This is a genomic window from Demequina pelophila (assembly GCF_000971175.1).
GTDB lineage: Bacteria > Actinomycetota > Actinomycetes > Actinomycetales > Demequinaceae > Demequina > Demequina pelophila.
On the sequence record NZ_BBLY01000004.1, the window covers coordinates 1 to 12,745 of the forward strand.

11 protein-coding genes are annotated in these 12,745 nt (G+C 71.2%); 8 read left to right on the top strand and 3 right to left on the bottom strand.

What is annotated here, in order from left to right:
• The 5 genes from AOM03_RS05680 to AOM03_RS05700 form a co-directional block, all read left to right on the top strand.
• Nucleotides 1–3,144: glycoside hydrolase family 2 TIM barrel-domain containing protein (locus tag AOM03_RS05680; protein WP_062379245.1), on the top strand; the 3,144-nt coding region annotated here is incomplete at its 5' end.
• Between the two features lie 29 nt (nucleotides 3,145–3,173).
• Nucleotides 3,174–3,584 (top strand): sterol carrier family protein, encoded by a 411-nt coding sequence (locus AOM03_RS05685; protein WP_062379247.1) that lies wholly within the window; start codon nucleotides 3,174–3,176, stop codon nucleotides 3,582–3,584.
• Nucleotides 3,585–3,937: 353 nt separating this feature from the next.
• Nucleotides 3,938–5,332, top strand: coding sequence for an ABC transporter substrate-binding protein (locus AOM03_RS05690; RefSeq protein ID WP_227589909.1), 1,395 nt, complete (start codon nucleotides 3,938–3,940; stop codon nucleotides 5,330–5,332).
• A 126-nt stretch (nucleotides 5,333–5,458) separates the two neighbouring features.
• Nucleotides 5,459–6,487: a carbohydrate ABC transporter permease gene (locus AOM03_RS05695; RefSeq protein WP_062380104.1), complete on the top strand. Its 1,029-nt coding sequence runs from the start codon at nucleotides 5,459–5,461 to the stop codon at nucleotides 6,485–6,487.
• Nucleotides 6,487–7,416 (top strand): carbohydrate ABC transporter permease, encoded by a 930-nt coding sequence (locus AOM03_RS05700; RefSeq protein WP_062379249.1) that lies wholly within the window; start codon nucleotides 6,487–6,489, stop codon nucleotides 7,414–7,416. Before AOM03_RS05695 ends, AOM03_RS05700 begins: the two co-directional genes overlap by 1 nt.
• A gap of 133 nt (nucleotides 7,417–7,549) precedes the next feature.
• On the opposite strand, the gene AOM03_RS05705 is transcribed toward AOM03_RS05700, so the two are convergent.
• On the bottom strand, nucleotides 7,550–8,500 hold the full coding sequence (locus AOM03_RS05705) for a hypothetical protein (RefSeq protein WP_062379250.1): 951 nt from the start codon (nucleotides 8,498–8,500) through the stop codon (nucleotides 7,550–7,552).
• Between the two features lie 246 nt (nucleotides 8,501–8,746).
• On the opposite strand from AOM03_RS05705, the gene AOM03_RS05710 reads away from it, so the two are divergent.
• The gene (locus AOM03_RS05710; RefSeq protein WP_062379252.1) at nucleotides 8,747–9,655 is read left to right on the top strand and encodes a hypothetical protein; all 909 of its coding nucleotides are present in this window, start codon (nucleotides 8,747–8,749) and stop codon (nucleotides 9,653–9,655) included.
• A 104-nt stretch (nucleotides 9,656–9,759) separates the two neighbouring features.
• Here the strand turns inward: AOM03_RS05710 and AOM03_RS05715 are convergent, their stop codons facing one another.
• Nucleotides 9,760–10,677, bottom strand: a complete 918-nt coding sequence (locus AOM03_RS05715; RefSeq protein ID WP_227589910.1) for a class C sortase — start codon at nucleotides 10,675–10,677, stop codon at nucleotides 9,760–9,762.
• Nucleotides 10,678–10,792: 115 nt separating this feature from the next.
• Between AOM03_RS05715 and AOM03_RS12425 the strand changes: the two genes are divergently transcribed.
• Together AOM03_RS12425 and AOM03_RS12855 are read left to right on the top strand one after the other, a co-directional pair.
• The gene (locus AOM03_RS12425; RefSeq protein WP_162197267.1) at nucleotides 10,793–11,584 is read left to right on the top strand and encodes a class E sortase; all 792 of its coding nucleotides are present in this window, start codon (nucleotides 10,793–10,795) and stop codon (nucleotides 11,582–11,584) included.
• Nucleotides 11,581–11,754, top strand: coding sequence for a hypothetical protein (locus tag AOM03_RS12855; protein ID WP_169746419.1), 174 nt, complete (start codon nucleotides 11,581–11,583; stop codon nucleotides 11,752–11,754). The genes AOM03_RS12425 and AOM03_RS12855 overlap by 4 nt, the downstream gene beginning before the upstream one ends.
• On the opposite strand, the gene AOM03_RS05725 is transcribed toward AOM03_RS12855, so the two are convergent.
• Nucleotides 11,751–12,710, bottom strand: a complete 960-nt coding sequence (locus tag AOM03_RS05725) for a class C sortase (RefSeq protein ID WP_062379259.1) — start codon at nucleotides 12,708–12,710, stop codon at nucleotides 11,751–11,753. The two genes, AOM03_RS12855 and AOM03_RS05725, sit on opposite strands and share 4 nt — an antisense overlap.
• Nucleotides 12,711–12,745: the final 35 nt, after the last annotated feature.

Here is a 12,745-nt window from a genome sequence, read left to right on the forward strand (position 1 = left end):
TGGCTGCTGTCCCTCAACGGCACCTGGAGCTTCCGCTGGTCCCCCGACGCCCGCACGGCGTCGACCGAGTTCGCGGACCCCGCCGTGAGCGTCGAGGGCTGGGACACCGTCGAGGTGCCTCATCACTGGCAGCTCGACGGGTACGGCGACGAGGAGACCGGGGGCATCGTCTACCTCGACACCGTGTACCCGTGGGACGGCTACGGCGAGGTCGCGCCACCCGCGCTGCCGGACCAGGGCCTCTCGGTGGGCTCGTACCGCCGCGAGGTCGAGGTCCCCGCGACCTGGGGCGGCCGCCGCACCATCCTCGCCTTCCAAGGAGTGAAGTCGGCGTTCACCGTGTGGGTCAACGGCGAGGAGATCGGCTACAGCGAGGACAGCTTCACGCCCGCCGAGTTCGACGTCACCCACGCCCTGGTCCCCGGCGCCAACACGATCGCCGTGCACGTCCATCGCTGGTCGGACGGGTCGTGGCTCGAGAACCAGGACATGATCGACCTCAGCGGCATCTTCCGCGACGTCGAGCTGTACTCGGTCCCCATCACGCACCTCGACGACCACACCGTCACGACGGAGCTCGGCGAGGACCTCGCGCGCGCCACGGTCACGGCCGAGGCGGTGGTCACCAGGGCAGTTGCGACCGACCAACAGGCCGAGGGGACCGCGGCCGACGCCGCGGCCGCCGCCGCGCCCGGCTCCGACGCGGCGCCGGGCGACACCCTCCGCGCGACCCTCCACTCGCCCGACGGCGAACCGGTCGCGACCGCTCAGGTGGCCCTCGCATCGTCCCCGGACACGCTCACCCCCTCGCTCGAGCTGGACGTCCCCGACCCCCGGCTGTGGTCCGCCGAGGACCCCGCGCTCTACACGCTCGTCTACGAGATCCTCGACGGCGACGACGTGATCGAGACCGTCGCCGAGCGCATCGGGCTGCGCGAGTTCGGCATCGTCGACGGCCTCATGACGCTCAACGGGATGCCGCTCGACATCAAGGGCGTCAACCGCCACGACACCCACCCCGACGTGGGTCAGGCGATGACCGAGGGGCAGCTGCGCGAGGACCTCGAGCTCATGCGCCGGCACAACATCACGGCGGTCCGCACGGCGCACTATCCGGCCCACCCCGCGCTGTACCGCCTGGCCGACGAACTGGGCATGTACGTCATGTCCGAGGCCAACCTCGAGAGCCACGACCTGCGGCCGTTCCCGGGCGACGCGCCCGAGTGGACTGCGGCCGTGCTCGACCGCGTCGAGTCGATGTACCAGCGCGACAAGAACCACGCCTCGGTGCTGTGGTGGTCGCTGGGCAACGAGGTGGGCCCCGGCCCGGTGTTCGCCCAGGCGGCGGACTGGCTGCGCGAGGTCGACCCCGGCCGGCTGGTCCACTTCCAGGAGGACAGCTCCGTCGCGGACGTCGACGGCGTCTTCTACCCGTATCTCTCCCAGATCGAGGAGCGCGCGGCCGCCGGCGGCGACAAGCCCTGGCTCATGACCGAGTACCAGATCGCGATGGGCAACTCGCTCGGCGGGATCGCGGAGTTCTGGGAGGTCATCGACTCGGTGCCGGACCTGCAGGGCGGGTTCGTGTGGGACTGGGCGGACCAGTCGATCCGGCTGCCCATCGGGCAGGGCGTCGAGGGACTGCCGCTCGACCCGGCGCTTGCGCCCGAGGACACCTATTTCTCCTATGGCGGGGACTGGGGCGACTATCCGCACGACGGCGCCTTCGCCACGAACGGCCTGGTCCTGCCCGATCGCACCGTCCAGCCCGAGCTGATCGACCTGGCCGCGGTGTACGCGCCGGTGGAGCTGGTCGACGCGGACCTGCTCGCCGGCACCGTGACGCTGCGCAACGAGCACCTCTTCACGGACCTGGCCGCGCTCGACGCCTCGTGGGCGCTCGAGGTGGGCGGGATCGCGGTCGACGGCGGCGTGCTCGACGTCGCGCTTCCCGCCGGAGAGACCGGGGACATCGCCGTGCCGGTCGAACGGCCCGCGGGCCTCGCCGCGGGCTCGGAGGCCTGGGTGACGGTGTCCTTCGCCCTCGCCGAGGACGCCGCGTGGGCCCCGGCGGGCCATCGGGTGGCCGCGATTCAGGCCGCCGTCCCGTGGGCCGTCGAGGGCGCGGACGCGGGGGACGATGCCGCGGCCGGGAACGGCGCGGAGGTCGCCGGCGGCGAGGGGACATCCGACGCGGAGGCGACCACCGGCGCGGAGGCGACCACGGAGGCTGCCATCGCATCGGTCCCGCTCGAGGTGACCGAGACCGCGGCGGCCATCGAGGTGGCCGGCGATGGGTTCTCGGTCGCGATCGATCGCGCGACGGGGGAGATCTCCTCGTTCGCCGCGCACGGACGCGAGCTCCTCACCGGCGGTCCCGCGCTCGACTTCTGGCGCGCGCCCACCCAGAACGACCTCTACAACCGCCTCGCCGACGACGCGTCGCGGTGGCGCGAGGCGTCTCCGGAGCCGCTCGCGGTCGAGGTGACCCGCACGGGCGCGGACGCGGTCACGGTCGAGGTCGACGGCGGGCTCGCGGGCGTGGGCGATCGCGCCTACTCGGTCGCCTACACCGTGACCGCCGCCGGCGACGTCCTGGTCGAGGCCGCGCTGTCCGACTCGAACCGCGACGGCGAGATCCCGGCGGTGGGCATGCGGATGACACTGCCGGGCGAACTGGACCAGGTCGCATGGTTCGGCCTCGGTCCGCACGAGACCTGGTCCGACCGGTCCGCGGGCGCCCTCGTGGGCCGCTGGAGCCTCGGCGTCGAGGACATGTTCTTCCCCTACGTGCAGCCGCAGGCCACGGGCAGCCGGACGGACGTCCGGTGGATGGCGCTCACGGACGAGTCCGGCGCCGGGCTGGTCGTGTCCGCCCTCGAGGACACCTTCGCCGCCACGGCGCTGCCCTTCTCCGAGGCGGCGATCGAGGCGGCGCGCCACCCGCACGACCTGGTCGCGGACGGTGAGACGCACCTCACCATCGACGGCGCCCAGCAGGGTCTGGGCGTGGGCTGGGGCGAGCGCGCCCTGCCGCAGTACACGGTCGCGGCCGACGCAGCGCAGTCCGTCGGCTTCGTGCTGCGCGCGCTCGAGGCGGGCGAGGACCCGGCCCAAGTTGCGTGGAGCGGCGAGGGCTCCTGAGAGGGGCCCCGGTGTGACAGCCTGAGGTCATGCCGCCCCGCCGACGCATCGACCCCGCCGCCGGCCGCGCCGCGCTCGCGGCGTGGAAGGCCACCCGCACCCCGACCCTGCACGCGCCCGAGTCCGCCGCCGCCCCGGACTTCGCGCCGGTGCCGGACCGCACCATGACCGCCACCGCGGTGCGCTACGCCCTCGAGGAGCTCGCCGCCCGCGCGCCCGGGCGGTCGCTCGAGGTGCGCGTGCCGCCGTTCGGCGCCACGCAGTGCATCGAGGGCTCCGTCCACCGCCGCGGCACGCCCCCCGCGGTGGTCGAGATGACCGCGGAGGTCTGGCTGGACCTGGTCACCGGGGCCGTCTCCTGGGCCGATGCGGTGGCCGCCGGCCACGTCGACGCGTCGGGGGAGCGCTCGGACCTGTCGGGCTGGCTGCCGCTCGCGTAGTCGCCTCGCCCCCACGTCACCCCTCCACACAAGAGGGCGCGAAAACGCCGCAGAATCGCTCATATCGGCGCGACTCGCCGACGACACGCCGCGGCGTGCGTGGATCAGTGTCGGAATCGTGTGGAGGGGTGATCTGGGCGGTGTGCGAGCATCACCCCAGGTCCCGCGCGCATAACGATTCGGTAAGGGCCGGGTCCTAGGTTGCGGGCGCCCCCGCCCTTCCCTAGGCTTGGGTGCAAGCGTTTGCGTCGATGGTGACGCGTGTTGCCAGCGAGCGAGCGCCCCCGGGTCGAGTCCCCAACCGACGGATGCCCGGGTATCGCAACTCAACGAAGAGGAAGGCGACAACGCTGATGAAGCGACGCTATTGGGGCCCCATCGCGGGCCTTGCGCTGGGCGGCCTCGTGCTGGCCGGCTGTTCCAGCAGTGACGACGACACCACCGACGGGTCCACCGCGGACTCGGGCACCGGCGGCGACACCTCCGGCGAGGTGATGGAGGGCTGCGAGGAGTACGCGGCGTACGGCACCCCGGGCGGCTCGGTCGACCTCGAGGGCACCATCACGGGCATCGAGGCCGAGCAGATGCAGCAGTCGTTCGAGAAGTTCAACGAGTGCACCGGCATCGACGTCGTCTACACCGGCAACGACCAGTTCGAGACCACCATCCTGGTCGACATCGAGGGCGGCAACCCGCCGGACATCGGCATCTTCCCGCAGCCCGGCCTGCTCGCCACGGCTGTCGGCTCGGGCCTGGTGAAGCCGGCCCCGCAGGCGGTCTCGGACAACGTCGACGAGTTCTGGGGCGAGGACTGGAAGGGCTACGGCACCGTCGGCACGACCTTCTACGGCGCGCCGCTGATGGCGTCCGTCAAGGGCTTCGTCTGGTACTCGCCCAGCGAGTTCGCGGACAACGGCTACGAGGTCCCCACCTCGTGGGACGAGCTCATGGACCTCACCGAGACCATGGCGACCGACATGCCGGGTGAGGGCGCGAACTACAAGCCGTGGTGCATCGGCTTCGAGTCCGGTGTGGCCACCGGTTGGCCGGGCACGGACTGGATCGAGGACATCGTGCTCCGCCACTTCGGTCCGGAGACCTACGACGAGTGGATCGCGGGCGACCTCGACTTCACGTCCGACGAGATCAAGGAGGCGTTCGAGCTCTTCGGCGCGATCGCGCTCAACGAGGACTACATCAACGGTGGGCTGGGCGACGCCTCGTCGATCGCGGAGACGTCCTTCCAGGAGGCCGGCTTCGGGCTTCTGACGGGCGACTGCTCGCTGCACCACCAGGCGTCGTTCTACGAGGCCCAGTTCCCGGAGTTCTCGGATGACGTGACGGTCGGTCCCGACGGCGACGTGTGGGCCTTCCTGACCCCGCCGGCCGAGTCGGGCGATCCCGAGGCCGTCACCGGTGGTGGCGAGTTCGTGGGTGCGTTCAGCGACACCGAGGCGGTCCAGGCGACCCAGGCCTTCATGTCCTCGGACACCTGGGCGAACATCCGCGTGGGCCTGGGCGGCGTCATCTCCGCCAACAAGGGCCTCGACGCCTCGCTCGCGTCGTCCGAGCTGGGCCAGCTCTCGATCGAGATCCTGCAGGCGCCGGACACGGTGTTCCGCTTCGACGCCTCGGACCTGATGCCGTCGGCGGTCGGTTCCTCCGCCTTCTGGGTCCAGATCACCGAGTATGTCAACGGCAAGGACCTCGACACGGTCCTCGCGGACATCGAAGCAGCCTGGCCGTAAGCCGACTGCCTGCCGACCGGCCGGGCGCCGCCACCGCGGAGCCCGGCCGGTCCGGCCGTCAGCACCGTCACTCAAAGGAGAGAGAAGATGTCGACTCTGGCAGTCGGGGGTCCAGGGGTGCTGCCCATGAGGGGCCTTGACTCGCAGTTCTGGTCCACGCAGGGCAGCAACGTGACGCTTGCGGTGATCGCGATCGTCGCGTTCGTCGCAGTCGTGGCCCTCATCATGTTCGGCGCGGACCTGGTCCGCGGGCGATCCCGCGACAAGGTGCAGCTGGTCGTGCTCGTCACGCCGGTACTCGCCCTGCTCGCGGTCGGCCTGATCTATCCGGCCTTCGACACCATCTGGATCTCCTTCACCGAGTCCGTCAGGGAGCCCGACCCGGAGACCGGCATCAACACGGTCACGACCACGTTCGCCGGCCTCTCGAACTACGTGTACGCGTTCACGGACCCGACGATGGCGCGCACCATCCTCAACACGCTGCTGTGGATGATCTTCGTGCCGCTGCTGTCGACGGGCATCGGCCTCGCGTATGCGGTGTTCATCGATCGGGCCAAGGGCGAGAAGGTCTTGAAGTCCCTGGTGTTCATGCCGATGGCGATCTCCATGGTGGGTGCCTCGGTCATCTGGGGCTCGATCATGTACAACTACAACCAGACGGGCGACCAGACGGGCATGCTCAACGCCCTGCTCGTGCTCGTCGGGCTCGAGCCGGTCAGCTTCCTCACGGTCCAGCCGTGGAACACGTTCTTCCTCATTCTGATCCTCGTGTGGAGCCAGACCGGCTTCGCGATGGTCATCATCTCCGCGGCGATCAAGGGCGTGCCGCCGGAGATGAACGAGGCGGCGTCGCTCGACGGCGCCAACGCCTGGGAGCGCTTCTGGTCGATCACCATCCCGTCGATCCGCGGCACCCTGGTGGTGGTCGTCACCACCATCACCATCGCGACCCTGAAGGTCTACGACATCGTCCGCACGCTCACCCAGGGCCGCAACTCCACGGATGTGGTGGCGAACAAGATGTTCGTCCTGTCCTTCGTCGAGCAGCGCCAGGAGCTGGGTGCCGCGCTCGCGGTGATCCTGTTCGCGTTCGTCATCCCGGTCGTGATCTACAACGTCCGGTCGCTCAACAAGGTGAAGGAGACCCGCTGATGACTGCGATCGATACCGCCGCGGACACCGGGTCGGACAAGCCCGAGAAGAAGTCGCGAGCCGCGAAGGCCAAGGAGAATCTCACCTCTCCGTGGGCCACCGGCGCCGCGATCGTCATCGCCGCGCTGTGGACCATCCCCACGATCGGCCTGTTCATGACCTCGCTGGTGCCCGGCACCCGCTACCGGACGGACGCCTGGTGGGAGGTGCTGCTCGACGGCGAACTCACGTTCGCGAACTACAGCAGCGTGCTGTTCGACTCGTTCGGCGACAGTTCGACGGCGCCCCCGCTGCTGGGGTACGTGATGAACTCCGTCGTCGTCACGGTGCCGTCGGTGGTCTTCCCGCTGGTGCTGGGCCTCATGGCGGCCTACGCGTTCGCGTGGATCCCGTTCCGCGGCTCGAGCTTCCTGTTCGTGACCATCTTCGCGCTCCAGGTCGTGCCGCTGCAGCTCGCGCTCATCCCGCTGCTCCGCCTGCTCGGACCCCAGAACCTGGGCCTCGCGGGCCAGTTCCCGGGCGTGTGGATAGCCCACACGATCTTCGCGATGCCGCTCGCGGTGTTCCTGTTGCACAACTTCATCGCGCAGATCCCCAGCGACATCATCGAGGCGGCCCGCGTTGACGGCGCGAGCCACACGCAGATCTTCTTCCGCGTGATCATCCCGCTGTCGCTGCCCGCGGTCGCCTCACTGGCAATCTTCCAGTTCCTGTGGGTGTGGAACGACCTGCTGGTCTCGGCCGTCTTCGGAAGCTCGAAGACCTATCCGCTGACGTACCCGATCTCGAGCCTCGCCGGCTCGTACGGCGCCACCGCGTATCTGGTGCCGCCGGCGGCGTTCGTCTCGATGATCATCCCGCTGATCGTGTTCTTCTCGCTCCAGCGCTACTTCGTCCGCGGCCTGCTGGCCGGCTCGACTAAGGGCTGAGTCGCGCGGGCGTCCGCCCGCTCGACGCCCCCGTTCGCGAAACGAGGCCGCTCACGCCGAGCGGCCTCGTTTCGCGTGCCCGGGGACGATGCGGTCGCACGGGCCGATGCAGCGGCGGGGGACGATGCGCCCCTCACCCCAGGACGGAGAAGACCTCTTCCCAGGGCACGGTGGTGATGCCCGTGGAGATGCCGGCTGTCAGGGCCGCGACGGCGCGCTTGACGCCAAGCTTGTCGCTGGGGAAGCGCTCGGAGTAGGCCTCGAGCAGCTCGTCCATCGAGCCGGCCTCGGAGTCGCGGAGGATCTCGCGGACCCGGCCGCCCACGCGGGGGTCGCCCACCTCCTGGCGGACCATGTCCTCGGCGTCGCGGCGCAGGGCCCGGGAGACGTAGGCGAGCGGGTCGACGCGGACGAAGGTGCGCGCTTCGAGGCAGCGGTCCAGCAGCGCACCGAGGCGGCCGGGCTTGTCGCCCTCGCCCAGGGTCATGCGGTTGAGCAGCGTCTCGGTCGCCTGCTCGTCGAAGAGATTCTGGGCGTCGTCGTCGCCGGCGATCGCACGGGAGACGGCGGGCACCGCGCGGCGCATCGCCTTCTCTGCGTAGGGCTCGAGCCGCATGTGCGCGGCCCAGCGCGCGCCCTTGCCTGCCTCGACGAGCTCGGCGAGGCGGGCGCCGGCGGCGACCCGAGCGCGCACGGACGCGCCGATCGACGCGGGGACGCCCAGCGCATCGTCCACTCGCTCGCTCAGGCCCGCGCGCACGGTGGTGGTGCCGGAATCGGTGTAGCCCAGGCCGGCGAGCCGCCAGCCGACGGTGACCTCCTCGCCGGGTGCGAGGGCGAGGACCGTGGGCCCGTCCCAGTCGATGCGGACGGGGAGGTCGTAGGTGCCGCCCTGGGGGTCGAGGGCCTTGCGGCCCACGTCGACGCGGGGCTCGAGGAACGTCCAGACGGGGAGGGTGACGATGGCGGCATCGGTCGCGGGCTCGTCCAGCGCGGCGGCGTCGCGGCCGTGGATCGCGGTCTCGAGGTCGGCGCAGAACGCGTCGAGCCAGGCGTGGCGGCGCGCGGTGGTGGCCATCGTCATGGGGCGGAGTCTCCTTCGCTGCACCGGGGCGCGGCTCCGTCCCCCGGGTGGGGCGAAACCACTTCGCGCGCCCGGAGAAGATGCATTGATTGTGGCAACGTAACCATTGCATTGCGCGGGACGTGAGTCCCTGGCGGCGGCGAGGGTGCGCGCGCCAAAGTAATCGCGTTCGAGTGCCACTGGTTGGCGCATGTTCGATAGCGAGCCGGTTCGAGCGGCCGACAAACAACAGGGAGAGGGGGCGCCATGGTGGGTGACACCTCGCGTCCGCGCTACTTCAGAGGACCCACCGAGCCCGGCGATCGACTCGTTCAGCCGGTGGACCTCGCGGCGCAGGAGCGGCGCGCCTCGTTCATCGAGAGTCACACGGGCATGCGTGTGGACCGCGGGGGCGGTCGGCGGGGCGCCTCACCTCTGTATCTCTCCCCCGTCGTGTCGCTGCCGTTGCCCCAGGCGGGCCGCGGATGGGACGCGTTGCAGCGGACCGGCCGCCGCGTTGCCTCGACGCTGTGCAGCCCGCTGTACTGGCTGCCCGCGGAGCTCTTCATCGGCGGGGACCCCGAGCGTTGCCGCGACGAGGATGCCTTGCGCGCGGCGCTCGCCATCCTCCGATCCGACCTCTACGACCCGGTCGACGGTGTGTGGCTCGACGTCCTCGCGCCGCTCGGGATCGATGTCCGTCAGCCCGACGGGCTCGCGCGCGTGGCGCGCTGGGACGCAGGCGGCCGCGATCTCGCTCTCGACGGGCTGGACCTACGTGCGCACTTCGATGCGATTCCGTGGGCGGCCCAGTCCGCCGCCGCGCTGCTGCCGCCCATGATCGCCGCGTCGTGGTCGCTCACCGCGCGCGACCTGGGCGGGCGTGTGAGCGCCATGCTGCGCGATGTCGAGGCGCACTCCACCGAGTATCTGGTGTCCGCGTGCGAGGCCATCGTGTCCATAGGGCACGAGCGACTGGCCCTGTGCCGCCGCGGCGGACTCGATCGCCACGAATTCTGGAGGTCCTGCACGCGGCTGCTCGTGGAGATGGGGGACGGCCGGCCGTCACGGTCGCTCGTGGGAGGACTTCTACTATCCCTTGAGGCCGAGCTCGACGAGGTCGAGCAGACCTACGCGCACGCCATCGTGGACCTCTACGGAGAGATCCCGGCCTGACGTTGTCCGCCCGGGCCCTTCGCTGAGCCCATGTCAGACGGGGCGGCTCTGGCCGGGCCCGACTGGGCCAGGGCGGCTCGGGCGGTACTCCCGACCAGGCCCTGTCAGGCCGCGTCGGCCTCGTCGTCGCAACGGCGGCGCCACCGCACGTAGAAGATCAGCCCGCCCCACAGGATCACGACCGTCAGCACGCCCCACCAGGGCAGTGACGCCACGGCCTGGGAGGTCAGCGCCACGGTGGACTCGGCGGCGGGGGCCACGTCCTCCGGGGTGGGCACGCGGTGGCCGGTCACCGCGAGCCGATGCGAGTTGATGCCGATGGGCGTGCACGTGATGAGCGTGAGGAGGTCCTGGCCCTCCTGCGGGACGATCACGGAGCCGTCGGTGGGCTCCACCACCCGGACGTCGTCGACCTCGTAGGTGAGCGTCTCTCCCAGCACGTCGATGAGCATCTGGTCGCCCACGCCGATCGCGTCGAGTCGCGTGAACAGCTGCGCGTCCGGGAGTCCCCGGTGGCCGCTGAGCACCGTGCGGTTGCCCTCGCCGCCCACGGGCAGGTGGGTGCCGAACAGGTGGCCCACGCCGCGCTGCAGCGAGTCCTCGCCGGTGCCGTGGAAGATCGGCAGGTCCACCTCGATGGCCGGGATGCGCAGGCGCGCCATGGTCTGGTCGGTGGCGAGCAGGGACCGGTACTCCGCCATGTCCTCCTGCAGTTCCGCGTCCACCGGGGCAGCCGAGGCGAACGGGTCCTCGAGCTGCGTGAGCTCCAGGTCCGCGTTGTACTCCCGCGCGCGCTCGAGCTCGGCCGCGCGGTCCACCTCGGGCATGTGCGCGATGGTCTCCGCGTATCCCTCGACGGCCCCGGCCTCGCGGTGCGCGTTCCACATCGACGCGACCGTGGGGTACGCGAGCGTCGCGACGCCGATGACCGCCAGCATCACCACCAGCACCTTGCGCCCGCGAGGCCAGCGCGCGCGACGGCGCGCCGCCGCGTCGGCGGTCTCAGGGGACGGGGTGCTCACCTTCAACAACATGCGCCAACCGGCCGATGCGCGGGTCCGGCGGGCGCGGCCCGCGCCACCGCGCGGGGCCGGGTTAGCATGCCTGGACCACCCCAGCCCCTCCCCAAGGACGCCCATGACCGCTCCGGTGCCTCCCGCATCGTCCCCGCGCACGCGGAGGTCGGCGGGCCGAGCCCTCGCGGGACTTGTGGGGGAGCTGCTCATGATCGGTGGGGCGTTCGCCATCGGGTTCGTCGTGTGGCAGATGTGGTGGACCGACTTCCAGGGCGAGCGCGATCAGCTCGAGGCGCTCGCGGACCTGCGCGGGGGCGCCATCGCGGCCGCCGCGGCGCCCGACGCCGTCGCTCCGCCCCAGGACGGCGCCGCGCCCACGGACGACTTCGCCGGCGACTTCGCGCAGGGCGACCCGATCGCGGTCCTGCACGTCCCGGTCTTCGGGCGCGAGGACGGCACGGACTGGCAGCGCGGCGTCTACGAGGGCGTGAGCTGGGCGGACGTGCTCAACACGCTGGGCGTGGGCCACTACCCGGACACCCAGATGCCGGGCGAGCCGGGCAACTTCGGGGTCGCCGCGCATCGGACTACGTACGGCAAGCCGTTCGCGAACATCGACTGGCTGGTCGAGGGCGACCCGATCGTCGTCGAGTCCGAGAGGTACTGGTACGTCTACGAGGTGTCGGACGTCCAGATCCTGCTCCCGTGGGAGACGGAGGCGCTCGCGCCCGTCCCCGGGGACCGGACGTGGCAGGAGAAGCCGAGCGCGAGCATCGTCACCCTGACCTCGTGCCACCCCAAGACGTTCTCGACGCACCGCTACGTGGTCCACGGCGAGCTGCAGTACTGGGCTCTCAAGTCCGAAGGCGTCCCCGCGGAGCTCGCGGGCCTCGCACCCCAGGAGGCGGCATGATCTTCCCGGCCATCTGGCGCCTGCTGCCCGGACCCCGCTGGGTCAAGGTGCTGCTGGTGCTGCTCCTGATCCTCGCCCTGTTCGCGGCGTGCTTCCGCTGGGTCTACCCGGCGATCGCCCCGTGGATCGAGGTCATCTCCGGCGACCCGCTGTTCGAGCTCGAGTCCTAGCCCCGGCGGTCGCGGCGCCGGCGGCGCAGCAGCAGGATCAGCATGAGGAGCATCCACGCGCCCACGAGCGCGCCCACGGCCCACCAGGGGAGCGTGGTCACGGCGTTGTCCACGATGGACGCGGTGGAGGTGGCGGGGGCGGCGTCCTCGGCGACGGTGGGGATCCGGTGGCCGGTGACGATCAGGCGGTGGGTGTTGATGCCGATCGGCGTGCAGGTGACCAGGCTGAGCAGGTCCTGGCCCTCGACGGCGTCGAGCAGCTCGCCGTCCTCGGGCAGCACTGTCTGGGTGCCGTCGACCTCGTAGGTGAAGGTCTCGCCCAGGACGTCGACGTAGATCTTGTCGCCGGGGACGATGCGGTCCACATGGGTGAAGAGCATCGCGTCCGGCAGGCCGCGGTGGCCGGTGAGGACCGCGCGCGTGCCCTCGCCTCCCACGGGCAGGTGGGTGCCGAAAAGGTGGCCCACGCCGCGCTGGAGCGCGTCCTCGCCGGAGCCGTGGTAGATGGGCAGGTCGACGCCGATCGAGGGGATGCGGATGCGCGCCATGGCGTCGGTGATGGCGAGCACGCCGCGGTACTCGTCCATGCGGGCCTGGGTCTCGGGGTCGGCGGCGGTGCCGACGGAGCTGAAGGGGTCCGCCATCGTCATCGGCGGCAGGGCGGCGTTGTAGTCGTGGGCGCGCTGGAGCTCGGCGGCGCGCTCGGCGGCGTCGGTGTTCTCGACCGCGTCCGCGTAGCCGGCGACGGCCGTGGACTGGCGGTAGGAGTTCCACATCGACGCGATGGTGGGGTACGCAAGGGTGCCGATCCCGACCAGGATCAGGACGGCGACCAGGATGCCGCGGACGGGGAGGCGGCGCTTCGCGGGGGACGATGCGGTGGCGGCCCGAGCGGCCGGCGCGCCGGCGTCAGTGGCGGGCGCAGCATCGTTCGTGGGGACGGGGGTGGGGGCCATGGGTGGGGACTCAAGCCTTTCTGCGACGAAGGGGC

Excerpts from the sequence above, each read along its gene's own strand:
- AOM03_RS05710 (WP_062379252.1), top strand. The coding sequence starts at position 8,747 with ATGGTGGGTGACACCTCGCGTCCGCGCTACTTCAGAGGACCCACCGAG.
- AOM03_RS05695 (WP_062380104.1), top strand. The coding sequence starts at position 5,459 with ATGAGGGGCCTTGACTCGCAGTTCTGGTCCACGCAGGGCAGCAACGTG.
- AOM03_RS05700 (WP_062379249.1), top strand. The coding sequence starts at position 6,487 with ATGACTGCGATCGATACCGCCGCGGACACCGGGTCGGACAAGCCCGAG.
- AOM03_RS12425 (WP_162197267.1), top strand. The coding sequence starts at position 10,793 with ATGACCGCTCCGGTGCCTCCCGCATCGTCCCCGCGCACGCGGAGGTCG.
- AOM03_RS05690 (WP_227589909.1), top strand. The coding sequence starts at position 3,938 with ATGAAGCGACGCTATTGGGGCCCCATCGCGGGCCTTGCGCTGGGCGGC.
- AOM03_RS05725 (WP_062379259.1), bottom strand. The coding sequence starts at position 12,710 with ATGGCCCCCACCCCCGTCCCCACGAACGATGCTGCGCCCGCCACTGAC.
- AOM03_RS05685 (WP_062379247.1), top strand. The coding sequence starts at position 3,174 with ATGCCGCCCCGCCGACGCATCGACCCCGCCGCCGGCCGCGCCGCGCTC.
- AOM03_RS12855 (WP_169746419.1), top strand. The coding sequence starts at position 11,581 with ATGATCTTCCCGGCCATCTGGCGCCTGCTGCCCGGACCCCGCTGGGTC.
- AOM03_RS05705 (WP_062379250.1), bottom strand. The coding sequence starts at position 8,500 with ATGACGATGGCCACCACCGCGCGCCGCCACGCCTGGCTCGACGCGTTC.